At 67.6% G+C, this 22104-nt stretch carries 23 protein-coding genes; 6 read left to right on the top strand and 17 right to left on the bottom strand.

What is annotated here, in order from left to right; all coding sequences use genetic code 11:
- Positions 1 to 20 precede the first annotated feature (20 nt).
- Entirely contained in the window at positions 21 to 2375 is a 2355-nt protein-coding gene (locus tag IEV64_RS10160; protein ID WP_188423807.1) for an ATP-dependent DNA helicase, read from the top strand.
- A 69-nt stretch (positions 2376 to 2444) separates the two neighbouring features.
- Here the strand turns inward: IEV64_RS10160 and IEV64_RS10155 are convergent, their stop codons facing one another.
- Complete coding sequence (locus tag IEV64_RS10155) at positions 2445 to 2633, bottom strand: DUF7576 family protein (RefSeq protein WP_049920409.1); 189 nt, start codon at positions 2631 to 2633, stop codon at positions 2445 to 2447.
- 237 nt (positions 2634 to 2870) lie between these two features.
- Between IEV64_RS10155 and IEV64_RS10150 the strand changes: the two genes are divergently transcribed.
- The gene (locus IEV64_RS10150; RefSeq protein ID WP_049917734.1) at positions 2871 to 3092 is read left to right on the top strand and encodes a DUF7511 domain-containing protein; all 222 of its coding nucleotides are present in this window, start codon (positions 2871 to 2873) and stop codon (positions 3090 to 3092) included.
- 78 nt (positions 3093 to 3170) lie between these two features.
- Here the strand turns inward: IEV64_RS10150 and IEV64_RS10145 are convergent, their stop codons facing one another.
- Positions 3171 to 4913, bottom strand: coding sequence for a DNA mismatch repair protein MutS (locus tag IEV64_RS10145; protein WP_007273837.1), 1743 nt, complete (start codon positions 4911 to 4913; stop codon positions 3171 to 3173).
- Between the two features lie 81 nt (positions 4914 to 4994).
- Entirely contained in the window at positions 4995 to 5297 is a 303-nt protein-coding gene (locus IEV64_RS10140; RefSeq protein ID WP_007273836.1) for a UPF0058 family protein, read from the bottom strand.
- Between the two features lie 403 nt (positions 5298 to 5700).
- Here IEV64_RS10140 and IEV64_RS10135 point away from each other — a divergent pair, with 403 nt between their 5' ends.
- Both IEV64_RS10135 and IEV64_RS10130 read left to right on the top strand, forming a co-directional pair.
- Positions 5701 to 7716, top strand: coding sequence for a sensor histidine kinase (locus tag IEV64_RS10135; RefSeq protein ID WP_188423806.1), 2016 nt, complete (start codon positions 5701 to 5703; stop codon positions 7714 to 7716).
- A 163-nt stretch (positions 7717 to 7879) separates the two neighbouring features.
- The gene (locus IEV64_RS10130) at positions 7880 to 9637 is read left to right on the top strand and encodes a bacterio-opsin activator domain-containing protein (RefSeq protein WP_188423805.1); all 1758 of its coding nucleotides are present in this window, start codon (positions 7880 to 7882) and stop codon (positions 9635 to 9637) included.
- A gap of 26 nt (positions 9638 to 9663) precedes the next feature.
- On the opposite strand, the gene IEV64_RS10125 is transcribed toward IEV64_RS10130, so the two are convergent.
- The 8 genes from IEV64_RS10125 to IEV64_RS10090 all read right to left on the bottom strand — a co-directional run bounded on the left by IEV64_RS10125 (position 9664) and on the right by IEV64_RS10090 (position 14816).
- Positions 9664 to 10056 carry a response regulator transcription factor gene (locus IEV64_RS10125; RefSeq protein WP_004968132.1) on the bottom strand — a complete coding sequence of 131 codons (393 nt, stop codon included), beginning with the start codon at positions 10054 to 10056 and terminating at the stop codon, positions 9664 to 9666.
- Between the two features lie 85 nt (positions 10057 to 10141).
- On the bottom strand, positions 10142 to 10348 hold the full coding sequence (locus tag IEV64_RS10120; protein ID WP_004968133.1) for a DUF7835 family putative zinc beta-ribbon protein: 207 nt from the start codon (positions 10346 to 10348) through the stop codon (positions 10142 to 10144).
- A gap of 111 nt (positions 10349 to 10459) precedes the next feature.
- Positions 10460 to 10840, bottom strand: a complete 381-nt coding sequence (locus tag IEV64_RS10115; RefSeq protein ID WP_004968134.1) for a helix-turn-helix domain-containing protein — start codon at positions 10838 to 10840, stop codon at positions 10460 to 10462.
- A 143-nt stretch (positions 10841 to 10983) separates the two neighbouring features.
- Entirely contained in the window at positions 10984 to 12003 is a 1020-nt protein-coding gene (locus IEV64_RS10110) for a sulfite exporter TauE/SafE family protein (RefSeq protein ID WP_049920408.1), read from the bottom strand.
- A gap of 20 nt (positions 12004 to 12023) precedes the next feature.
- Positions 12024 to 12173 (bottom strand): DUF7512 family protein, encoded by a 150-nt coding sequence (locus tag IEV64_RS10105; protein WP_004968137.1) that lies wholly within the window; start codon positions 12171 to 12173, stop codon positions 12024 to 12026.
- A gap of 502 nt (positions 12174 to 12675) precedes the next feature.
- The gene (locus IEV64_RS10100; protein WP_004968138.1) at positions 12676 to 13140 is read right to left on the bottom strand and encodes a DUF6691 family protein; all 465 of its coding nucleotides are present in this window, start codon (positions 13138 to 13140) and stop codon (positions 12676 to 12678) included.
- A complete protein-coding gene (locus IEV64_RS10095; protein ID WP_007273832.1) occupies positions 13137 to 13628 on the bottom strand; it encodes a YeeE/YedE family protein in 492 nt (163 codons plus the stop codon). Before IEV64_RS10095 ends, IEV64_RS10100 begins: the two co-directional genes overlap by 4 nt.
- Positions 13629 to 14816 carry an MBL fold metallo-hydrolase gene (locus IEV64_RS10090; protein ID WP_188423804.1) on the bottom strand — a complete coding sequence of 396 codons (1188 nt, stop codon included), beginning with the start codon at positions 14814 to 14816 and terminating at the stop codon, positions 13629 to 13631.
- Positions 14817 to 15082: 266 nt separating this feature from the next.
- Here IEV64_RS10090 and IEV64_RS10085 point away from each other — a divergent pair, with 266 nt between their 5' ends.
- A complete protein-coding gene (locus IEV64_RS10085) occupies positions 15083 to 15334 on the top strand; it encodes a sulfurtransferase TusA family protein (RefSeq protein ID WP_049920402.1) in 252 nt (83 codons plus the stop codon).
- Complete coding sequence (locus IEV64_RS10080) at positions 15331 to 15912, top strand: DsrE/DsrF/DrsH-like family protein (RefSeq protein WP_004968143.1); 582 nt, start codon at positions 15331 to 15333, stop codon at positions 15910 to 15912. Before IEV64_RS10085 ends, IEV64_RS10080 begins: the two co-directional genes overlap by 4 nt.
- A 208-nt stretch (positions 15913 to 16120) precedes the next feature.
- On the opposite strand, the gene IEV64_RS10075 is transcribed toward IEV64_RS10080, so the two are convergent.
- The 6 genes from IEV64_RS10075 to IEV64_RS10050 all read right to left on the bottom strand — a co-directional run bounded on the left by IEV64_RS10075 (position 16121) and on the right by IEV64_RS10050 (position 22100).
- Positions 16121 to 16924, bottom strand: coding sequence for an N-acyl homoserine lactonase family protein (locus IEV64_RS10075; RefSeq protein ID WP_188423803.1), 804 nt, complete (start codon positions 16922 to 16924; stop codon positions 16121 to 16123).
- A gap of 158 nt (positions 16925 to 17082) precedes the next feature.
- Complete coding sequence (locus IEV64_RS10070) at positions 17083 to 17745, bottom strand: AIM24 family protein (protein WP_188423802.1); 663 nt, start codon at positions 17743 to 17745, stop codon at positions 17083 to 17085.
- A gap of 108 nt (positions 17746 to 17853) precedes the next feature.
- Entirely contained in the window at positions 17854 to 19188 is a 1335-nt protein-coding gene (locus IEV64_RS10065; protein ID WP_188423801.1) for a glutamate-5-semialdehyde dehydrogenase, read from the bottom strand.
- Positions 19181 to 20077, bottom strand: coding sequence for a glutamate 5-kinase (proB, locus tag IEV64_RS10060; RefSeq protein WP_188423800.1), 897 nt, complete (start codon positions 20075 to 20077; stop codon positions 19181 to 19183). Before proB ends, IEV64_RS10065 begins: the two co-directional genes overlap by 8 nt.
- Positions 20070 to 20843, bottom strand: coding sequence for a pyrroline-5-carboxylate reductase (gene proC, locus IEV64_RS10055; protein WP_188423799.1), 774 nt, complete (start codon positions 20841 to 20843; stop codon positions 20070 to 20072). Before proC ends, proB begins: the two co-directional genes overlap by 8 nt.
- Positions 20844 to 20948: 105 nt before the next feature.
- Complete coding sequence (locus tag IEV64_RS10050) at positions 20949 to 22100, bottom strand: acyl-CoA dehydrogenase family protein (RefSeq protein ID WP_007273824.1); 1152 nt, start codon at positions 22098 to 22100, stop codon at positions 20949 to 20951.
- Positions 22101 to 22104 lie beyond the last annotated feature (4 nt).

The following is a 22104-nucleotide window of genomic DNA, read 5'->3' as shown; positions in this document are numbered from 1 at the left end:
GGCCACTCACCGACACCCCTATGGCCGTCGCAACTGGACCACAGAGCGTGACCTGGCAGGAGGTGTTCGGCCACCCGGAGGCGTACCCGGAGCAGGCCGACGGAATCGAGACCGCGATACAGACCGCCCGCGACGACGGCTTCGCCGTCGTGGAGGGCGCGTGCGGGACCGGCAAGACGATGCTCGCGCTCACCGCCGGCATCGACCTCGTCCGCGACCCCGACTCCGACTACGAGCGCGTCTTCGTCCTCACGAGCGTCAAGCAACAGCTCCGGCAGTTCGAGGCCGACCTCCGAACCATAAACGAGAACCTCCCGACCGACTGGAAGCCCGTCTCGGGGCTCACGCTCGTCGGCAAGTCCGACGTGTGTCCCTACAGCCGCGAGGGCTGTGGCGGCATCGACGACGCGACCGTCTACGACCGCTGTGAGGCGCTCCGCGACCGGACCCGCGGGCTCGTCGGCGACGGCGGCCGGACCAGCGCCGAGGCGCTCGCCACGGACGCCCGCGAGCAACAAACCGGCCTCCTCGACACCGGCTCGACGGCCGCGGGGCCGGACTACCTCGAAACCGCGGGCGACCCGACGCCGTACCCGACGTCGATGCCGGAGTACGAGGACGTGGAGTACTGCCCCTTTTATGCGAACTTCCTCGCGGACCTCCCCGAGGACGGCGACCCAATCGAGGCCGTCCCCTTCGAGTTCGACGAGAAGGGACTCATCGGGACCGAGGACCTCGTCTCGCTGGCCGCGGGCGCGGGGTCGTGTCCCCACTCCGTGATGGGCGCGCTGTTGCCCCACGTCGAGGTCGTCGTCGGCAACTACTACCACGCGTTCGACCCGACGACCGTCGGCACCTTCACCGGCGCGCTCGTCGACGACTCGACGTTCGTCATCTGCGACGAGGCGCACATGCTCGAACCCCGCGTCCGCGACCTCGTCTCCGTCGGCGTCGGCGACCGGACGCTCCGCGACGCCGAAAGCGAGTTCACGCGCGTCATCCAGCCCGTGAAGTTCGACGACGCCGGCAAGTCCACCGTCGACGCCGACCTCGTCCGCGGGGAGCTACAGGAGGCCGACGTGACGCTCCGCGAACTGGAGGAGACCCGGGACTTCATCCGCGACCTCCGGGAGGAACTCGACCGGCGCGTGACCGCCCACCTCGACCGCGAGTACGTCGGCTGGCGCGCCGACCTCACCGAACTCGAAGACGAGGAGCTCCCGCTTCGAGACCCCGAGGAGCCCGGCGTCGACGAACTCACCGAGTGGGCCGAAGAGAGCGGCCACGACGAGGGGACGTGGGTCCGCGCCGAGGCGACCGGGTCGGCGGTCGCCCGCATCCTCGACTCGGTGGAGGACGACGACAGGCGCCGGGCCGCGCCCGCGGCGGGGCGGGCGCTTTCGACGTGGGCCTACGCGGACCACGAAAAGCACTTCCGCGAAATCGAACTCGAACGGACGTGGGACGAGATGGAGCCGCCGGAGTCGTGGCGGCGCGCGTACAACGCCCGGCTGTCGGTCCACAACTGCGTCCCCGGCGAGGCCATCGCGGAGCGCCTCGGCGACTTCGGCGGCGGCGTCCTCATGAGCGCGACGCTCGAACCAATCGACGTGTTCCGGCGCGTGACCGGCCTCGACGCCCTCGCCGACGACGGCCGCCCGGTGGCAGAGCGGACGTTCGGCCTCGGCTTCCCCGAGTCGAACCGCGCGAGCTTCGCCGTCGACGTGCCGAAGTTCACCCACAGCAACCGCGGGCCGCCCGGCGAGGAAAACGAGACGCGGCTCGCGTACACCGACGCCGCGGTCGAGGTGTGCGAGCGGTCGCCGGGGAACGTCCTCGTCGGGATGCCGAACTACGCCGAGGCCGAGTGGATGGCCGGCGCGCTCGAAGCCCGCGTCGGCAAGCCCGTCCTCCTCGACGAGTCGTCCGACGACGGGGCCACCGAGCGACTCAAGCGCGACTTCTTCGGCGGCGAGGGGAAGGTGCTCGTGACGAGTCTCCGCGGCACGCTCACCGAGGGCGTCGACTACAGCGGCGACAAGCTCTCGGCCGCCGTCGTCTGCGGCGTCCCGCTCATCAACACGTCGTCGCCGCGGACCCGCGCGGTAAAGACCGCCTACGACCGCGAGTTCGGAGACGGGTTCGAGACCGCGCTCACGGTGCCCGCGGTCAGAAAGGCGCGACAGGCCATCGGGCGCGTCATCCGCGGCACCGACGAGGTCGGCGTCCGCGTCTTCGTCGACGCTCGGTACGCCCGCGACTCGTGGAACGGCGTCCGCGACTACCTGCCGGCACAGGAGCGCGAGGAGTTCAGACCCGTCAGTCCGGACATGCTCGGCTTCGGCCTCGACCAGTTCTGGTCGTCGGTCGAGTAGTCGCGGCCGGAGTTGGGTCGGGTCAGGCCGGGTGGAATCGCGTCCTGCGAATCGGCCGTCAGAAAGCGGCTACCGCTCGTCGTCCCACGCGTCCCGGCAGTCGTCGTCGCAGAAGTGCCGCGCCTGCAAAGCGTCGTCTTCGACCCACGTGACGACGTGGTGCGTCGGGCTGTTCACAATCGGTTCCCCGCACGTCGCGCAGGTCGGGGCGTCTTCTGGGTCTACGTTTTCTTCCAAATCGGACGTGGGATCGACCATTGACACCCAGATGGCGGTTCCGGGCACTTCAACCCGTCTCCGCCGGCAGAAGTCGCCCGACGGCGCGGCCGACGCCGCGAAACTGTGGAATCCACGCCTTCGCGTCGGCGAGCGCGGCTATGTATCACTCCGTACTCCCACTTGGTGCAACGTTTTGTAACCTCCGGATATTGTCAATGCCTACCACACTTAGTGAAGGTTATGTAATCACGGTCGCGTTTGTTTACGTGACGGCGAATGTCCGAACTGCCCGCATCTCAGAACTCGGTTGCAGGGACCGCTGACCGCGCCGGCGCGGATACCACCGGGGAACGCTTCCTCCATAGCGTCGTCGTCTCCTATCGAGGGAGCCCGGACCAGGTCACCGTCTACCCCCGACGCGACAGCTGTTGCGACCGGATGGAGGCGTGGTTGACCGCCGACGCCGACGCGTTCGTCTCGCTCGACGAGATGTGCTGAGTCGCCGACGCCGACGCGGTCGCCGCGCCGCCGACGAGAGCCTCCGCCGCCGCTAGCCCCCTCCGACGCCGCGTCGCGTCAGCCGACGAACTCGGCGTCGGACAGCGTCTTTTGTACCGCCTCTTCGCCCACCGCCGCCGCCAGCGCCTCGAAGCCGGCGCGCTCGGCGCGGTCGCCGGCGTTCGCCACCAGCCGCGAGACGATGAACTCCGGCGTGGACTTGCCGACCGTCCCGAACCGCGGCTGGTAGTCCACGCGCAGTTCCAGCTCGTCGGTCAGCCCCTCGGCGAAGATGCCGTCGATGCGGGCCTCCGGCGGGAGCGGGCTCAGCTCGTCCGCGAGGTGCGTGACGTAGACGCCGAAGGCGTCGCGCTCGACGGTGAGGTTCACGAGGCCGTTGAGCAGGTCGGCCGCGCGACCCGGCTCGGTGATGGCCTCGAACTCGTCGACGAGCATCAGCGTCCGCCCGTCGCCCGAAAGCGGCGGGACGATAGACTTGAGCGTCGATTCGAGCACGCCCGCGTTGAAGCTCGCGTGCCGGCGGTGGAACACGACCGAGTCGAACCGACCGACGACCGCCGACTCGGCGGGGACGGGAAGCCCCATCGACGCGAGGATGGCGACCTGCGAGAGCGTCTCCAAGAGCGTCGTCTTCCCGCCGCTGTTGGCCCCCGTGAGGACCGACACGCGGTCGCCGACCGGCGGTGTCGACCCGGCGGGACACGCGAGTTCGTGGTCGCCGACGGCGTAGGAGACGGGCTGTGGGTCGTCGAGAAAGAGGTTCCGCGCGCCGCAGACCGCCAGCCCGGTCTCGGCGATGTCCGGCGGCGTCAGGTCGTACTCGTCGGCGAACCGCGCGAGCGACAGCGACAGCGCCACCTCGTCGACGGCCTCGACCGCGAGGTCCACGTCGTCGCGGGCCGCCCAGATTCGGTCGCGTAACTCCTCGGCGACGGTCTCCTCGCGGGCGGCGACGTCGGCTTCGAGGTCCTCGACGAGCGCCCGGAGCGACGCGCTCACGAAGTCGGTCGCGTCGCGGGCGTCCTCGGCGGCGACCGACTCGACCTCGCCGCGCGAGAGGTCGGTCTCCTGGGCGACGTACTGGACGAACGCGGCTCGGAAGTCGTCCAGCGAGCGGACGCCCCGCGACTGGATGGTTTCGAGCACGTCGAACGAGCCGGATCGGAGTTCGTTCGCGGTGTCGAGCCGGCTCCGCAGGCTGTCGAGGCGCTCGTCGGCACCCGCCGCGACCGAGCCGTCGTTGTCGACGTAGCCGAGCGCCCCGAGCGCGTCGCGGAGGGCGTCGGGGTCTGCCTCCGCCAGCGCGTCGAACGGCTCGCCGCGGAGTCCGGCCTCCCGGAGTTCGAGCGCGGCGCGGACGGCGGCGCGCTCGGTCTCGCCGGCCTCGTCGTAGTCGCGGAACGCCGCCTCGATAGCGTCGCGGGCGTCGCCGTCGAGGTCGGCCCACGCCTCCCGCGCCGCGAGGATGCGGTCGAGGCGGTCGCGCCGGGCCTCGACGCCCGGAAGCGGCGTCAACACGCGGATTCGGTCGGCGGCGTGTTCGGTCAGCGCGCGGTCGCTCGCCAGCGACAGCAGGTCGTCGTACACGTTCCGTGCGTCGCGGGTCGCAAGCGCGTCGATACCGGCCTGCCCGTCGGCCCGGCGGAGAATTCTGACCGCCCGCCCGCGGGTGACGCCGGCGTCGACGAGCGCCCGCACGTCGGCCGACTCGATGGCGGCGACCGCCCCCTCCCTGCCGAGCGCCGATTCCAGTCGGTCCGAGGTCTTCGGACCGACGCCCCAGTAGTCTTCGAGTCGCATACCGAGGGCGTCTCACCGGGCGCTCTTAGGTCCACCCGTCGGGCGGTGCCGCCGCTGTTCGAGGGAGACCGCGGAGAAAAATCAGTACGATGTGGCGCGCTGGTCGGTGTCAGTGCCGGCCGTCTCGTCGGACCGGAGCAGGCGTCGGCCGGGCACCGCCTCCGCGTCGCGGTCGAGGTCGCGGGCCGCACAGACCGCGAGCACGGCCGTGAGCGTCCGGACGGCGCGCTCGTGGTCGGCGCGGCAGTCCCGGAGGGCCATCGGGCTGATTCCCAGTCGGTTGTACGGTTCGAGGTCGGCGCTCGTGACGACCCCGCTGTCGCGGTAGTCTGTGGCGATTTCCACGAGGAGCGAGTGGACGTGGATGAGTTCGTTTTTCTTCATGAGTTGCACATATGTGCTCATCGGGCGTAAATGGCGCGGTGAGGCGTCCTTTCGGTCTTGTATCTGCCTCCGCTAGAAATGAATGTACGAGTCGGGGACACGAACGAAACACCCGTCGCTCGTCGGTCGATTTCGCGGAAAGGGAGTTGGGGTTTGGGCAGGGACACGTCCCCTGGGCGGAGAGGGGGTGGGTTGTCGATTCCGCCGTGGGGGCGTGCGGGCACGACGAGTGACCCGGGCAGGTCACTGTGGCCACATAGTGGAATGGAACGGTCAGTAGTAATTCACGGCCCTACGTGGTTAGGGAAGAGCCGGCCCGACCGAGAAACGCACAAGTCGGTGGGGGTTAGAGTCGGGGTATGCACGCACGACGGGACGCCGATTCGCGGGGGGGTCGAGAGGGATGACCGACGGGTCTCGGCGGTCGGTCGGCGAGCCGTCGGCGACCGAGCGCGAACTGCGCCAGCGGCTCGACATCCTCGCGACGTTCAACGAGGTCGTCGCTGACGTGAACGAGACGATCGTCGACGCCGCCGGGCGCGCGGACATCGAACGGCAGGTCTGCGAGCGACTCGTCCAGACCGGGGAACTCCGGTTCGCGTGGGTCGGCGTCGTCGACGAGACGACGGGCGACGTGGAGCCGACCGCGTGGGCCGGCGTCGAGGACGGCTACCTCGACGAGATTTCCGTGTCGGTGTCGGCGGACAGCCCCGCGGGAAACGGCCCAGTCGGGCGGGCGGTCCGGTCGAACGCGGTGCAGGCGACACACAGCATCGCCGACGACCCGTCGTTCGGGCCGTTCCGCGAGCCGGCGCTCGAACGCGGCTACCGCTCGGCGGCGTCGGTCCCGCTCGTCTACGACGACGCGCGCTACGGCGTGCTCACGATGTACGCCGAACACGAACGGGCGTTCACCCCGGAGCTCGACGAGCCGATTTGGAACCTCGGACACGCGGTCGCCCACGGCATCGACACTCACGTCCGCCGGGAGCGCGAGCGCGAGCTCGAACGCCGCGAGCAGGCGTTTTCGCGCATCGTCGAGAACATCGAGGAGTACGCGCTGTTCCGCCTCGACGCCTCGGGGCGCGTCGAGAGCTGGAACCGCGGCGCGGCGGCCATCAAGGGCTACGACACCGAAGAGATACTCGGAGAGCACATCGAGACGTTCTACACCGACGAGGACGCCGAAGACGGCCTGCCCGACCGCCTCCTCGACCGGGCGCGCACCGAGGGCCGGGTCGAAGACGAGGGCTGGCGCGTCCGGGCCGACGGCACCCGCTTTTGGGCGTCTGTCACCATCACCGCTCTGACCGACGACGCCGGCGAGGTCATCGGCTTCGCCAAGGTGACACGCGACATGACCGACCGGAAGCGCCGCGAACGGCAACTGGACGCGGTGTTCAACAGCACCTTCCAGTACATCGGGCTGGTCGACCCCGACGGGACGGTCCTCCGGGTGAACGACGCCGCGCTCGACCTCGTCGACGCCGACCGCGACGACGTCATCGGACTGCGAGCGTGGGAGACGCCGTGGTGGCGCGACGACGACGAACGCGTCGCCGACCTCCGGGACTCGCTGGACCGCGCGGTCGACGGAGCGTTCGTCCGCCACGAGGTCGAAATCGACCACGAGAACACCGACCGGACGGTCGTCATCGACTTCTCCGTCACGCCGGTCGACGACGACGAGGGCGAGGTGTCGTTTCTGGTCCTCGAAGGCCACGACATCACCGCCCGCAAGGAGCGAGAGCGGGCGCTCCGCCGCGAACAGGAGCGACTGGAGTTCGTCAACCGCATCATCCGCCACAACCTCCTGAACGGGCTGAACGTGGTCGGCGCGCGGGCGGACATCGTCGAGGACTTCGTGAGCGACGCGGGGCTGACGCACCTCGAAACGATACAGGGACGCGTCCGCGAGATGACCGAGCTGGTGGGGACGATGCGGACGTTCATGAAGGTCATCGTCGAGCGCGAGTCCCACGAGTTCCGCCCGCGCCGAATCGACGAGGCGGTCGGCCACGGCGTGGAGTCGCTCCGGCGGGAGTCCGACGCCGCGAGCGTCGCGGTCGGGCGACTGCCGGAGATTTCGGTCGTCGCCGACGACCTGCTGGACGAGGTCGTCGAGCACCTGCTGAAAAACGCCGTCCAGCACAACGACAAGCCGGACCCCGCGGTCGAAGTCGAGGTGGCCGCCGGCGACGACGCGGTCGAACTCCGCGTCTCCGACAACGGGCCGGGCGTCCCCGACGAGGAGAAACACCGCATCGTCGACCAGCGCATCGAGGACCTGTCGAACCCGGGCAACGGCTTCGGTCTGTTTCTGGTCCGCGAAATCGTCGAGAGCTACGGCGGCTCGGTCGGAATCGAGGACAACGACCGCGGCGGGGCGACGTTCGTCGTCACGCTCCCGCGGGCGTGAGGCCGCCCCGCGCACCGCTCGCCTTCCGCTCTGTTCTCCCCGCCTTCGGACGGGGGTACCCCGCCCGTCGGAGACCGCCGACTCGGGTCGCCGTACCGCCTAAATTCCACCTTCTGCGATGGGCAGATATATTACTGTTCGCCGTCACTGTGTGTTCGATACGATGGTCACCGAACGCTCGGCGCGCGAGAGCCCCGAACTTCGGGCCGCCGAGCAGGTCGTCCTCGTGGTCGACGACGACGAGGACCTCGCGGACACCTGCCGGTACTGGCTCGACGGCGAGCGGTTCGCCGTCGAGACCGCCTACGGCGGAAAAGAGGCTCTCGGTCGACTGGACGACACCGTCGACGTCGTCCTCCTCGACCGCCGGATGCCGAACGTCACGGGCGACGACGTGCTCGAAGAGATTCGCGAGCGCGGCCTCGACTGCCGCGTGGCGATGATGACCGCGGTCGAGCCCGACACCGACATCGTCGACATGCCGTTCGACGCCTATCTCGTCAAGCCCGTCTCGGAGACGGAGGTCAAAGAGACGGTCGAGGAACTGCTCGTGCGGTCGGGGTTCGACTCCGAGGTCCGCGAGTACTTCGCGCTCGAATCCACCGAGGCGGCGCTCGACAGCCGCGACGTCGAGGAGCTCCGCGAGCCGGAGGCGCTTTCGGACCTCCGAAGTCGCCTGGAGGCGGTGCGGACCGAACACGAGGAGGCGATTCGCAACCGCGAGGCCCAGCTCGACCGCCTGAACCGGACCAACGAGCTCCTCCGCGACGTCGACCGGGCGCTCATCGACGCGCGCACCCGCGACGAAATCGAACAGACCGTCTGCGAGACGGTCGCGAGCGCCCACGAGGCCGCGTTCGTCCTCAGGCGCACCGCCGCCGGCACGCTCCGGTGTACCGCGGCGGCCGGTCACGGCCTCGACCCCGCGGGCGTCGACGTAGATTTCGTCGACGAGGCGTTCGACATCGACGGCATGGTCGAAGACGGCTTCGCCTTCGACGACATCTCCGAGGCGCACCGCGCGGCCGTGTTCGGCGACGACGCCGCCGCCCTCGACGCGGTGTCGGCGCTCTGTGTCGCCATCGACTACCGCGAGACGATGTACGGCGCGCTCGTCGTCTACGACGAGACCGACGGCTTCGACGACGAGTCCGCCGCGCTGTTTTCCGACCTCGGGGCGACCGTCGGCAACGGCATCAGCGCGGCTCAGAGCAAACAGCTTCTCAACGGCGACAGCGTCGTCGAACTGGAGTTTCAGGTCGGCGGCGACGCCGGCGACACCGGCGTGCTCGCCGGGCTCTCGGCGACGCTCGACTGCCAGCTTTCGCTCGACAGCGCGAGCCGCCTCGACGATGGTCTCACCTGCTTCGTCAGCGTCGCGGGCGCGTCGGGGGCGGACGCCGTCGAGGCCGCCGTCGACGCCGACGACGTCTCGCAGGCCCGCGTCGTCTCCGACGGAGACGAGGAGTCGGTCGTCGAACTCCGCACCGACGCCGAGGCGGTGCTTTCGACCGCTATCGACCACGGCGCGAGCGTCGAGCGGTTGACGCTCTCGGAGGGCTCCGGCAGTCTCGCGCTCCACGTCGCGGCCGACGCCGACCACGGCGCGCTGGTGGAGGCGGTGACGACGGCCGCACCGGGCGTCTCCGTCGTCGCAAAGCGCGAGGTCGAGCGGTCCGTCCAGTCGCCGGACTCCTTCCGGCGGGCGCTCGACTCGAAGCTGACCGACCGACAGCGGACGGTCCTCGAAACGTCGCTCGTCTCCGGGTACTTCGAGTGGCCCCGCGGGAGCACGGCCGAGGAGGTCGCCGACTCGCTCGGTATCTCGCCGCCGACGCTCCACGAACACCTCCGGACGGCGGAGCGAAAGCTCATCGAGACGTACTTCGACGAGCTGAGTCCCGCGCCGGCGGACGACTGAGAGACGCGGATACGGCGGGAGAACGGTTACTCGAGTTTCGCTTCTGGCGCGTCGCCGACGAGCCGAGCGGCGGCGTCGAAGACATCGCGTTTAGTGACCGGCTTCGTGAGGACGTCGTCGACGGGGAGCGCGGTCAGTTCGTCGCCGGGCGAGGCGCTGAGCATGACGACGCCGAACGACGACGGGTCGACCCGGCGGCGGAGTTCTTCGAGGACGGACTCGCCGGAGAGACCGGGGAGGTTGCGGTCGAGAAAGACGAGGTCGACGTCGTCGTCGAACGCCTGAAGCGCCTCGCGCCCGGAGTAGGCGACCCGGACGCGGTAGCGGCGTTCGAGCCACAACGCGAGGCTGTCGGCGAGGGCGGCCTCGTCGTCGACGAGGAGGACGGTCGGCGTGTCGTCAGTGTGAGTCTGTGTCATGGCTCGGGCCGTGGTTACGTCGTCGCGGGCGTGGTCGTCCGGAGTCGGACGCGGGTGGAGGTCGGCCGCCGGTCGGGAGCGCCGCTCACGCGTCGTTCATGCGCTGGGACTGCGTGTCTCCACAGCGCGTACAGCGCGTGACGCGGTACGGTTCGCGGGAGAACTGTCGGTTCTCGCGTTTCCGGCTCTCGGTCTTGATTTCGATGGAGACGTCGTGAGGCGTCCGCGACTCACACGACGGGCACTCTTCGACGAACTCGTTGTTTCGGGGACTGCTTTTACTCTTCGACATAGAGTGGTCGTAGCAGTAGCTATGGACTGTATGCGGTTGAATACGGAACCTAATCGATTTGGGACGCGCGAACCAATCGAGGGGCGACGGCCGCTCGTCGACCGAACGAACTCACTCTGCGGGGACGATTTTCTCGTCGTACTTGTCGCGGAACTCCTGGATGAGCGTGCCCATCTGGGCGTACCAGTCGTTGAGCATGCGTTGCATGTCGTCCGCGACCTCGTTGGGGTCGGTCGGGTGGTAGACGTGGTAGTAGCCGCCGTGTTCGTAGTTGACCTGTTCCTTCTGGATGAGCCCCGCCTGCAACAGACGCTGGATGGAGCGGTAGGCGGTCGAGCGCTCGCGTTCGACCGCGTCGGCGACCTCGTCGACGGTGAGGTGTTCCTCGGTCTCGACGAGCACCTCGAAACACCGCCGGTCGAGTTGTTTCAGTCCGTGGAGACACTCGAGGAGCCCCTCACACTCCATGTCCGATTGCAGGTATTCGACCATCGAGCTAGCCATTATCGGTTCGGGCTACGTGGTCAGCCCTCAAAAGGGTTTGTATAGTTTGCACAACACCGGGGGAGAAACGGCGGCCCGGTGTCGCGGATTCGTGTTCGATGCGAGTGCGGTTCGCGTGTGAGTCGTCGCCCTCAGTCGGCGGTCGAACTCCCGGTGGCCGAGGGCGCGCGCATGGACTTGACGGCGCTGTAGAGCACCGCGCCGGAGACCATGAGCGCCGAGCCGAGGATGAGCGCGAGGCTGACGTAGTCGAGGACGCCCATGCCGAGGTAGTTCCCGGCCTGCCGCACGGCGACCGCGAGCGCGCCGAGGAGCAACATCAGGCCGAAGTAGACCTTGATTTCGTCCTCGTCGACGATGGAGGTCGCGGCGGAGCCGACGCGCGCGCCGAGCGCCGAACCGGCGAGGAGCGGCGCGACGATAGAGAGGTCGACGCCGCCGGACTGCGCGTAGAGGAACGAGCCGATACCGCCCGAGAACATGATTTCGAACAGGTCGGTCCCGACCGCGATTGGCACCGGGACGCCGATGAGGTAGAACAGCGCGGGCATGCGGATGAAGCCGCCGCCGACGCCGAGGAACCCCGAGAGGAGCCCCGTGGCGAACGCGACGAGGAGGATCATCCACAGCGAGACCTTGACGCCGCCGCGAAGCGTTATCATCGGCGGGAGCGAGTAGCTCTGAATCTTCTTCGCCAGCTCGGGGATGTCGTCGGCGTCGATGTCGGCGTCGCCGTCCACGTCGTGGCTGACGCCGCCGCCGTTGCCGCCCTTCAGCGCCTCGTAGGTGACGAACAGCCCGATACCGCCGAGCAAGAGCACGTACGTGACGCTGATGATGTTACCGGCGAGTCCGAGCTCTTCGAGGTAGAGGACGATTTCCTTCCCGACTTCGAGGCCGACCGTGGTCCCGATAATCATCGAGACGCCGAGTTTGTAGTCGACCTGTCCGAGGTCGCGGTGTTTCAGCGTCGCGATAACCGAGGTCCCGAAGACGAACGCGAGGCCGGAGCCGACGGCCACGCGCGAGGGGTAGCCCATGACGAGGAGCGCGGGCGTCACGAGGAACGACCCGCCCATGCCGAAGAAGCCGAACAGGATGCCGATGAGGACGCCGAACGCGACGAAAAGCGCCAGCATCCCGGCCGACATGCCCAGTAGCTCGAACACGCTCACTCACCACCGATGGCCTTCCGCACGGACGGCCCGACCGCGGCGGTCAGCGCGCCGTAGCCGACGTACAGGACCATCGCCTCGACGAGGACGATGCCGACGAGCGCGGCGGCCTGAACGTTGCCGCCCAACGTCTCGATTCCGAACATCTTACCAGCACCCCTCGGGGTGCCCGGTGTGTATTGTGCGAATCATACTTTCTTGTACATGGCTGGCTAACCGGAGTGAGGATATAACGCTTTTGGGAATACTATACAATACCATATCCTCGTTGCATACACATAAGTTATAGAAACAGCATAGAAATACCACTAAATCGGGGCACATTTTGTATCACGCGGCCTTACAAACATATTTGGCCGCTTCCTATGACAGAAGAGTATTTTGTCTATTGTACAATTCTATTCCCACATGGAGTCGGAGACGAGAGAACGGCGTCGAAAGGCGCTCACGGCGGCACATACGAGCGTCTGGGCGAGCTTCGAACGCCACGCTGGGAGGGAACACGAGTCTCCGCACTCGACGGCGCGCGCGACTCGTTGCCTCGCGTCCGCGTTCAACGGAGCGGGCGTCGAGGGCGTCGCCGCCGCTTACGGTCGAGGTCGAGGTACGAAAAGAACGAAATCGAAACCGGGTTCGTCGCGAGACGGCTCAGTCGGCGGAGGTGCCGGTCGCGGCGCTCTCGGCGCGGCGGGCGCGCCAGAGCCCCTGTAGGTACGCGCCGACGAACATCCCGCCGATGGCGATGAGGATGGGGTAGTTGCCGATGCCGACGCTGGCGTAGGCCGCGCCGGGGCAGATACCCGAGATGCCCCAGCCGGCTCCGAAGATGACCCCGCCGACGACGACGTTCTTGTCGAACGACTTCAGGCGGCGGCCGTAGTCGCGCCCGGTGAGGGGCGCGCGGTCGCCGAACGCCTCGGCGAGCGCGAAGACGGTGCCGGTGACGACGGCGGCGCCGCCCATCACGAAGAGGAGGCCGAAGTCGTCGAACTGGAGGAAGTCGAGGACGACCTCCGGGCGGGCCATGTTGCTGACGGCGAGGCCGAACCCGAATATCAGGCCGCCCGCGATGACGACCAGCATGAACCCGAGTCCGCGCTCGTCGTCGCTCACGGCGACACCCCCAGCGCGCTCAGGAGCTGTGCGATCCCGATGGCGACGAGCATGAAGGTGGCGACGTTGACGAGCGAGGTCCGCGAGCGCGAGCCGACGCCGCAGACCCCGTGGCCGGACGTACAGCCCTTCCCGATGCGGGTGCCGACGCCGACGAGCACGCCGCCGACGGCGAAGCGCCACGGTTGCACGTCAGAGACCCACCAGCCGTCGCCGAACAGGACGGTGTACAGCGCGGCCCCGGCGACGATGCTCAGCGTGAACACGACCCGCCAGTCCCGCGAGGCGACGTACTTCGCCTTGTTGAACCGCGGGAGGTCGGAGACGTACGACAGCGTCGATTCGAGGAAGGTGCTCGCGCCGGCGATGACGCCCGTCCCGAGGTAGATGACGGCGGTCCCGAGGCCGATGAGGAGGCCGCCGAGCGCGTAGTGCGCGATGCCGTTCGGGAAGAGCCCGTCGACGAGGAGCGGCGTCAGACCCGACATTTAGTTCGTCAGGGCTTCGTTGCTGGCCGCGCAGTTGTTCGGCCCGAGTTCGAGCTCGAAGGCGCGGTCGTCGTCGGACTCCTGCACACCGAGGTTCGTTTCGATGATGTCGACGTAGTTGGCCGGCCGCGGCGGCATATCGGAGAGGATGAACTCCACGAACTCCTCTTTGGGCATCGAAAGTGCGTCCATCGTGTCCTTCAGTTCCCCGAGCGTGGCGGTGTAACTGCCGTCGTCGGCGGGGATTGCCGCGTCGCTGAAGTGCGCGGAGGCCACGATGGCGTCGTCGTCGTGCGAGAGGACGCGCTCCTGCAGGGAGTCGTAGAGCATCCCGGCCGCGTCGGGCGCGCCCTCGTCCCCGTCTTCGAGGTCGGGGCGGGCGACCGACTCGATGAACAGGCCGTCGCCCGTAAAGAGCACGTTGTCGACCTTGTAGGTCGTCATGCCGGTCGTGTGGCCGGGCGTGTGGATGGCCTCGATGTCGGTGTCGCCGACGGTGAGGGTCTCGCCGTCCGCGATGGTCTCGTAGGGGGTGTCGTAGTCGACGCCGCGGCCTTCGGCGGCCTCGGGGATGACGCCCGTGACGCCGTAGTCTTCGACCAGCGTGCGGACCCCGCTGATGTGGTCGGCGTGGATGTGCGTGTCGATGGCGTACTTCAGCTCCGCGCCGAGCGCCTTCGCGTCGGCGACGTACTCGTCGGCGAAGTAGCGAAGCGGGTCGACGACGGCGGCCTCGTCGCCGTCGACGACGAGGTACGCCAGACAGCCGCTGGAGGGGCGCTGGTACTGCGCGACGAGCGCGTCGCCGTCGGTCTCCAGTTCGGTGTACTCGTAGATGCTCGCCCAGCCGTTCATGCCGCGTTCGAGCGCCACGGCGTCGTAGCCCTCCTGGATGAGCAACCCGGCGACGTACTCCGAGGAGTGGCCCTTCGCACAGAGGACGACGAACTCCTCGTCCTCGGGCAGGTCCTCGAACAGCGACTCGTCGAGCTCCTCGTCGAGGAACTCGAAATAGGGGATGTTGACGTGCGAGACGTTCTCGCCGTCGATGCGCCAGTCCTCGTGTTCCGACGGCACGCGGTTGTCGAGGATGGTCAGCGCCTCGCCCTCGTCGATGCGGGCTTTCAGCGCCTCGGGTTCGATGACTGGCACGTCGACTTCGAGTTCCGGCAGGTCTGGAACGGTCATGTATGCATCACCCACTATCGGGTGGTTCGACTTAAGCTTTCGGATGGTAGTTTGGATTTTATGCAATATTCTCTCCGTAGACATCGACCGAAACTAGTGCGATTTCGCACCTACGCGAGCACACAATGGCTCTCTAACCCGTTAAGTGCCGATTTGACGCCCTTCAGCCCGTTCGATAAGGTATTGTGGTGTCTCCCCAAGAACCGACACACTTTTACGAAGCACCCTTATATTGTGGAATACACCCAACACAGGTGACCTCGAAAATGAGTACATACGAACCCACCGAGACCCTCGACGTGAAAGGACTGTCCTGCCCGATGCCCGTCGTCAAGACCCGCGGCGCGGTCGACGAGCTCGAATCCGGCGAGATTCTGCAGGTCGTCGCGACCGACTCCGGCAGTATGAGCGACCTGAAGGGCTGGGCCGACGCCACCGACGGCGTCGCCATGCTCGAACAGGAAGAGGCCGAGGAAGACGGCGACGCGGTCTTCCGCCACTTCATCCAGAAGGAATGAGCTCGGACGCCGACGCGCCCGTCGACGCGGGAGCCGACTCCGTCGAAGACCTCCGTGCGCAGGTCCAAGCCCTGCAGGAGGAGGTCTCCGACCTCCGGGAGGCGACCGACGACGACGGACAGAAGTCGATGACCATCATCGCGACCAAAGGCACCCTCGACATGGCGTACCCGCCGCTCATCCTCGCCAGCACGGCGGCCGCCTTCGGCTGGGACGTCGTGGTCTTCCACACGTTCTGGGGACTCGACATCCTCCACGAGGAGAAGTCGAAGAACCTGAAGCTCAGCGCGGTCGGCAACCCGAGCATGCCGATGCCGAACGCCGTCGCCGCACTGCCCTTCATGGACAACGTCGCCACGAGCATGATGGAAAAGAAAATCAAGGAAAACGGGACGGCGACCATCGAGGAACTCATCGAGACCTCCCTCGACATGGGCGTCGACCTCCAGGCCTGCCAGATGACCATCGAACTGATGGGCTACGACGAAGCCGAGTTCTACGACGGCGTCACCACCGGCGTCGGCGCGGCGACGGCCCTCCAGCACATGGCCGACGCCGACGTGCAACTCATGATTTAGGCCGGGTCGTCGTCTCCACCAGTAATCCAATCCCCCTACTTCCCCACCCCAACTCCAGCCACACCACTCCACCCAACTCCACCTCACCCGCCACCACCCCTGCGGTTCCCCTTTTCACTTTCTTCGGACGCGACGAGCGCGGTCGCTGTCGCCCGCTCGGCGCGTGAGTCCAGAAAATCCGAGGCCGACGAGCGCGCCGTCGTTCGATTCAGACGTTCCAGCCGTCGCCGAACGACGAAAAGCGGTCGAGGTCGTGGCCGAACAGCACGTCGCCGCCGGTCCGGCGTTCGAGTTCCTTCACCGTCTGGAGGCTCTCGAACCAGTCGCGCTCGCTCCAGAGCAGGCCGGGGCCGAGCGGCACCTCGTCGGCGTAGTTGCCTTCGACGTAGCACTCGTCGCCCGCGACGAGCACGTCGCCGTCGGGCGTCTCGATGTGCGCGCCCAGCACGCCGGGCGTGTGACCCGGCAGGTGAATGAGCCGGAAGCCGTCGAACAGCGTGTGCTCGTCGCCGTGGACGACGTGCCAGTTCAGGTCGCGGTCGAAGTCCGACGCGAGGTACGCGATGGAGCCCTCGGTCGTCTTCGCCGAGTAGTACGCGAACTTCAGTTCCTCCTCGTGGACGTATATCGGGACGTCCGTGCCCGCGAACTCGGCGAGGCCGCCGGCGTGGTCGAGGTGCAGGTGGCTCATCACCACCGCGTCGATGTCGTCGAGGTCGTAGCCGACCGCGTCGATGTCGTCTTCGAGCGTGTGTTCCGCGGCGTCGACGTGCGAAAACGCCTCGTACAGCGGTTCGGGCCAGTAGCCGTCGCCGGCCGCCGGGTTCGAGCCGGTGTCCCACAGCACCGTTCGGTCGGGGCCGTCGACGACGGCGTTCCAGACGACGAACTCGGTCATCTCGTGGTCGGGGTTCGGGTTCGACGCGCTCCCCATGGAGTAGCCGTCGAGGACGTAGCCGGTGTCCGCGTGGACGCGACCGCGGTCGACCAGGTGGACGCTGATGTCACCCATACCCCCGGATTAGGACGGAGCGGGCATAACCGTTCAGGCAGACAATATATCTCCGTCGAGCACTAGAGATTCGCGTCGTTTCGGCCCGCTTTGTGTCGGGTTGCGGGACGAACGGTCGGAAAGTAAAAGCGAGACGAGGGCGGTTCCGGGCCGGTCGACTACTCGCCGGGGCCGACTTCCTCGAACGGCTGGACGATGACGAAGCCGTCGTCGCCGGCGAATTCGAGCTGGTAGGACTCGCCCGACGAGCGGCCGAGCAGGCCCTTGATGTTGATGTCGCGGTTCGACGACGGCGAGACGTTGCCGCTCCAGGCGACGGTCGCGTTGGGGTCGGTCTTCGCCGGCGTCTGGAGGACGATAGGCTCGCCGTGGGTCGTGATGGCGACGTGGCCGGGGCCTTCGAGGAAGACGTTGAACAGGCCGCCCGAGGAGGTGCCGGCGATGCTCGTCAGCATCTTGATGTCCCAGTTCACGCCCGATTCGAACGCGAGCACGTCGTTGCCGTTGACGCTCAGTTCCTCGCCCGCGTCGAGTTCGAGAATCTGGACTTCCTTGCCCTGGTCCGCGAGGTAGAGGTGGCCGGTGCCGGTCGCCTGCATCATGACGTCGCCCTCGCCGGTGGCTTTCTTCTTGAGCATCCCCGTCAGCCCGCCGGCGGACTTGCGCTCGAAGGAGATGTCGCCGGTGTAGCCGACCATCGACCCGGCTTTCGCCATGACCTCCCCGTCGAGGGCCACGTCGAGGAGTTTCGAGTTTTCGAGTTCGAAGGAGTCGCCGCCTTCGGACGGTGCGTGCGCGCTGACGAATTCGTCGATATCCATTGGAGTCACCGAGTCGTAGCGGAGACGACTCTACCGGAGAGGCGACTGTCAGGGATATAGTTCTGTTTGCCGCGAAAAGCCGGACCCGAACCGCCGGGGTCGCTCAGCTCAGCCCTGTCGGCTTCGATGCCCGGGGCTCCATTCGGCGTCGAGCGCCTCGTGGGTGAAGGGGACGGCGTCCTCGCCGGCGTAGGTGGCGACCAACTGGCCGTCGCCTTCGAGGTAGTACTTGTAGGTCGTCAGCCCTTCGAGACCGACCGGGCCGCGGGCGTGAATCTTGCCGGTCGAGATGCCCACCTCGGCGCCGAGGCCGTAGCGGTAGCCGTCGGCGAATCGGGTCGAGGCGTTGTGGAAGACGCTGGCGGCGTCGACGCCGGTCATGAACGTCTCCGCGCGCTCGGCGTCGTCGGTGACGATGGACTCGGTGTGTTTCGAGCCGTGGGCGTTGATGTGGTCGACCGCGTCGTACAGGTCCGAGACGACCTTGACGGAGAGTTCGAGGTCGCCGTACTCGGTGTCCCAGTCGTCGTCGGTCGCGGGGTCGACATCGACGTGCTCGCGGGTCGCCTCGTCGCCGCGGAGGACGACGCCCTCGTCGCGGTAGCGTGCGACGACCGCGGGCAGGAAGTCGGCGGCGACCGCCTCGTCGACCAAGAGCGTCTCGACGGCGTTACAGACCGCGGGGTACTGCACCTTCGCGTCGAGGGCGATGTCTTCGGCCATGTCGAGGTCGGCCGCCTCGTCGACGTAGACGTGACAGATGCCCTCGGTGTGGCCGAGCACGGGAATCTGGGTGTTGTCCTGGATGTAGCTGACGAACTCCGAGGAGCCGCGGGGCATCACGAGGTCGACCATGTCGTCGAGTTCGAGCAGGCGGTCGACCTCCTCGTGGGCCTCGATGAGCGTCGCCCAGCCGTCGGGGAGCTCTTCGGTGGCGGACAGAATCGTCTCGTACAGCACGCGGTTCGACTCGCTCGCCTCGCTCCCGCCCTTGAGGATGACGGCGTTGCCGGACTTCAGCGCCAGCGCGGCGATTTGGACGAGCGCGTCGGGCCGCGACTCGAAGATGGTCGCGACGACGCCGATGGGGACCGAAAGCTTGTACAGTTCGAGGTCCTCGTCCAGCTCTCTCGCTTCCAGCGTCTCGCCGAGCGGGTCGTCCTGTTCGGCGACGGACTCGACCATCCCGGCGATGTCGTCGAGCTTCGCCTCGTCGAGTTTGAGGCGGTCGACGAGCGCCTGCGTGTACTCGCCCTCCGCGAGCATCGCCTCGGCCTCCCCGACGTCCTCGCGGTTGGCCGCGAGAATCGCCTCGCTGTTGTCGCGGATGGCGTCCGCGATGGCTCCGAGCGCGGCGTCGCGGTCGGCCGCGTCGACGTTGGCGAGGCGGAGCGCCGCCGACTGTGCCCGTTCGACCTGCGCGGTCGTGTCTCGCTCAGTCATCGAGTTCACCATCGAGCGGGAGGAACATTGTTCCCACCGATTCGCGCTCGGCTATCTTCGCCAACACGTCGGGTTCGGTCGACTGCGCGATGACGGCGGGGATGCCGTACTCGGCGGCGTCGCGCGCGCCGCGGACCTTCGTCTGGATGCCGCCGAAGCCGCCGGTCGAACTCGCGGTGACGACGTCCTCGACGTCGCTGTAGTTGTCGCCGACGACCTCGATGGGCTCGGCGTCGGGGTCCTCCTTCGGGTTTCCGGTGTAGACGCCGCCCACGTCGGTGAGCGTCACGAGCAGGTCGACGCCGATGCCGACCGCGATGTTCGACGAGATCATGTCGTTGTCGCCGATTTGGAGCTCCTCGGTGGCGACCGCGTCGTTCTCGTTGATGATGGGCACGACGCCCCACTCCAGAAGCGTCTCGACCGTGTTCCGGAAGTTGGTGAAGCGCTCGGGGTTCTCCAGGTCGTGCTGGGTGATGAGTATCTGGGCGACCTTCCGGTCGTAGCGCTCGAAGCTCTCCGTGTAGCGGTGCATGAGCAGGCTCTGGCCGACCGTCGACAGCGCCTGCGACGCTTCGAGGGTGTCGCGGTCCGCCGTGGGGTGGTCGAGTCGGCCGATGCCGGCTCCGACCGCGCCCGAGGAGACGAGAAGCACCTCCTTGCCGCGCGAGAGGAGCGACTCGATGTCGTCGACCAGTTTGTCGAGCTTGTCGTCGTCGAGGTTGGAGTCGTCGTCGGTCAGCGAGTTGGTGCCGGCCTTGACGATGACGCGGTCCGCCTCGGCGGCGGTCTCGCGGGCGGCGGCGACCGCGTCGGGGTCGGCGGGCGCGGTCGTTTCGGTCGACTCGGTCGCCTCCGAAACCCCGGTCGTCTCGCTCAGTTCACTCATCGGCGAACTCCTCCGCGAGTTCCTTCGACCGGCGCTCGGCGGCGACGACCGCCTCGGTGACGGCCTCGTCGGCGGCGCTGTCCCAGAGGACCTCCATCCCCTCGATGGTCGTCCCGTTCGGCGAGCAGACCGCGTCGATGAGTTCGTCGGCGGTGCGGTCGTCCTGGACGACGGTCTCGGCCGCGCCCTTGAACGTCTGGGCGGCGAGAGTCTCGGCGTCTTCCTCGGAGAGTCCGCCCGCGATGCCGGCCTGCGTGACGGCCTCGATGAGATAGAAGACGAAGGCCGGCCCACTGCCGTTGACCGCGGTCGCGATGTCCATCTGCGATTCTTCGACCTCGACGAACTCGCCCACGTCCGAGAGGAGTTCGCGGACCTCGTCGGTCAGGTCGCCGGTCGCCGCCGCGGCCATGTCGCGGGTCTCGGCGGCGAGGTTCGGCATGATGCGAACGACGCGGGCGTCGGTGTGCGCCTCGACGAACGCGGTCGGGACGCCCGCGGCTATCGTGACGAGAGTCTGGTCGGGAGACAGGTCGAGTTCCGAGAGGACGGCCCCGACGATGTCGGGCTTGACCGCGACGAACACCACGTCGGCCTCGGCGGCGCGCGACACGTCGTCCGTCGTCTCTTCGCAGTAGTCGGCGACCGCGGCGAGGGCGTCGGGGTCGAGGTCGCAGGCGATGACCGAGTGGCCACCCGCCTTCCAAAGCCCGGTGAGGAGGGCGCTCCCCATGTTTCCACAGCCGATAACGCTCGTTCGTACCATTGGTGCTGACTCAAGGTACGACGCTCAGATAGTAACTGCGTTCCGGTCAAGCCATGCCAAACCTAAAAACGAGTTGTCAGTTCCGGGGGCCGTGGCGGGACCGCCTTACAGCGCGCCCTGCCGGTAGATGAGGTTGCGCTGAATCTCGTTTGCGCCCTCGTAGATGACCGGGATGCGCACGTCGCGGTAGACCCGGGAAATCTTGTACTCGTTGAGGACCGACCGGCCGCCGTGGAGTTGCATGCCGCGTTCGGCCACGTCGACCGCCGTCTCGGTCGATTTCGTCTTGGCCGCGGCCGCCCAGAAGCCGGCGTCCTCGCCGTTTGCGACCTTCTCGGCGGCGCGCCAGTTGAGCGCGCGCGCCGCCTCGAACTCCATTCGCATGTCGGCGAGGATGTGCTGGACCGCCTGGAACTCCGAGACGGTGCGCCCGAACGCCCGCCGGTCGTGAACGAACTCCCACGCCTCCTCGATGGCGGCGGCCGCGAGACCGAGGCTGTGGCCGCCGACGACGACCCGGCCGTGGTTGAAGAAGTCCGCGAGCATGTAGAAGCCGCCGCCCTCGGTGCCGATGAGGTTCTCCTCGGGCACCTCGCAGTCGTCGAAGACGATGTGTCCCTGCTTCGACGCGCGCATGCCCATCTTCTCGGGGATGTGCTCGGCCTCGTAGCCGGGCGTGTCCGTCGGCACGACGAACATCGAGTAGTTCGAGTAGCGGTCGTCGGTGTCGGCGGTCTTGGCGTACACCGTCAGCCAGTCGGCCTCGACGGCGTTGCCGACCCAGTACTTCTCGCCGTTGAGGACGTAGCCGTTTTCGGTCTTCTCGGCGGTCGTCTCCATGCCGGCCATGTCGGAGCCGGTCTGCGGCTCGGAGACCGCGAGCCCCGAAATCTGCTCGTTTTCGGCGACCGGGCGGAGCCACCGCTCCTTCTGTGCCTCGCTCCCGTAGTCCTCCATAATCTCACAGCCGAACGAGGCGAGCTGGAGCGTCAGCGCGATGCCGGCGTCGGCGCGGTAGAACTCCTCGGAGATGGCGAGCATCTGCTGGAGGTCGAAGCCCTTCCCGCCGTACTCCTCGGAGATGTCCTGTGCGACGAGCCCCGCGTCCATCCCCGCTTGGAGCACCTCGTGGGGGTACTCGCCGGACTCGTAGTAGTCCGCCGCGACCGGGTCGATGTGCGCCTCGGCGAACTCCCGCGCCTCCTGTTTGAGGTCACGGGCGTGTTCGGGCACGATGGTGTCGTCGAGAAGTTCCATACCA

Origin of the sequence: Haloferax sulfurifontis (assembly GCF_014635105.1) — an archaeon.
Lineage (GTDB): Archaea > Halobacteriota > Halobacteria > Halobacteriales > Haloferacaceae > Haloferax > Haloferax denitrificans.
The sequence above is the reverse complement of the archived record's forward strand: the minus strand, read 5'-3'. Positions and strand labels throughout refer to the sequence as shown.

What these genes read in the sequence shown, in the direction of transcription:
- IEV64_RS10160 (WP_188423807.1), top strand. Translation starts at nt 21, where the DNA reads ATGGCCGTCGCAACTGGACCACAGAGCGTGACCTGGCAGGAGGTGTTC.
- IEV64_RS10090 (WP_188423804.1), bottom strand. Translation starts at nt 14,816, where the DNA reads ATGACCGTTCCAGACCTGCCGGAACTCGAAGTCGACGTGCCAGTCATC.
- IEV64_RS10155 (WP_049920409.1), bottom strand. Translation starts at nt 2,633, where the DNA reads ATGGTCGATCCCACGTCCGATTTGGAAGAAAACGTAGACCCAGAAGAC.
- IEV64_RS10150 (WP_049917734.1), top strand. Translation starts at nt 2,871, where the DNA reads ATGTCCGAACTGCCCGCATCTCAGAACTCGGTTGCAGGGACCGCTGAC.
- IEV64_RS10145 (WP_007273837.1), bottom strand. Translation starts at nt 4,913, where the DNA reads ATGCGACTCGAAGACTACTGGGGCGTCGGTCCGAAGACCTCGGACCGA.
- IEV64_RS10125 (WP_004968132.1), bottom strand. Translation starts at nt 10,056, where the DNA reads ATGACACAGACTCACACTGACGACACGCCGACCGTCCTCCTCGTCGAC.
- IEV64_RS10110 (WP_049920408.1), bottom strand. Translation starts at nt 12,003, where the DNA reads ATGTCGGCCGGGATGCTGGCGCTTTTCGTCGCGTTCGGCGTCCTCATC.
- IEV64_RS10115 (WP_004968134.1), bottom strand. Translation starts at nt 10,840, where the DNA reads ATGGTCGAATACCTGCAATCGGACATGGAGTGTGAGGGGCTCCTCGAG.
- IEV64_RS10095 (WP_007273832.1), bottom strand. Translation starts at nt 13,628, where the DNA reads ATGTCGGGTCTGACGCCGCTCCTCGTCGACGGGCTCTTCCCGAACGGC.
- proB (WP_188423800.1), bottom strand. Translation starts at nt 20,077, where the DNA reads ATGAGTGAACTGAGCGAGACGACCGGGGTTTCGGAGGCGACCGAGTCG.
- IEV64_RS10080 (WP_004968143.1), top strand. Translation starts at nt 15,331, where the DNA reads ATGAGCTCGGACGCCGACGCGCCCGTCGACGCGGGAGCCGACTCCGTC.
- IEV64_RS10050 (WP_007273824.1), bottom strand. Translation starts at nt 22,100, where the DNA reads ATGGAACTTCTCGACGACACCATCGTGCCCGAACACGCCCGTGACCTC.
- IEV64_RS10120 (WP_004968133.1), bottom strand. Translation starts at nt 10,348, where the DNA reads ATGTCGAAGAGTAAAAGCAGTCCCCGAAACAACGAGTTCGTCGAAGAG.
- IEV64_RS10070 (WP_188423802.1), bottom strand. Translation starts at nt 17,745, where the DNA reads ATGGATATCGACGAATTCGTCAGCGCGCACGCACCGTCCGAAGGCGGC.
- IEV64_RS10135 (WP_188423806.1), top strand. Translation starts at nt 5,701, where the DNA reads ATGACCGACGGGTCTCGGCGGTCGGTCGGCGAGCCGTCGGCGACCGAG.
- IEV64_RS10105 (WP_004968137.1), bottom strand. Translation starts at nt 12,173, where the DNA reads ATGTTCGGAATCGAGACGTTGGGCGGCAACGTTCAGGCCGCCGCGCTC.
- IEV64_RS10140 (WP_007273836.1), bottom strand. Translation starts at nt 5,297, where the DNA reads ATGAAGAAAAACGAACTCATCCACGTCCACTCGCTCCTCGTGGAAATC.
- IEV64_RS10085 (WP_049920402.1), top strand. Translation starts at nt 15,083, where the DNA reads ATGAGTACATACGAACCCACCGAGACCCTCGACGTGAAAGGACTGTCC.
- IEV64_RS10065 (WP_188423801.1), bottom strand. Translation starts at nt 19,188, where the DNA reads ATGACTGAGCGAGACACGACCGCGCAGGTCGAACGGGCACAGTCGGCG.
- IEV64_RS10130 (WP_188423805.1), top strand. Translation starts at nt 7,880, where the DNA reads ATGGTCACCGAACGCTCGGCGCGCGAGAGCCCCGAACTTCGGGCCGCC.
- IEV64_RS10075 (WP_188423803.1), bottom strand. Translation starts at nt 16,924, where the DNA reads ATGGGTGACATCAGCGTCCACCTGGTCGACCGCGGTCGCGTCCACGCG.
- proC (WP_188423799.1), bottom strand. Translation starts at nt 20,843, where the DNA reads ATGGTACGAACGAGCGTTATCGGCTGTGGAAACATGGGGAGCGCCCTC.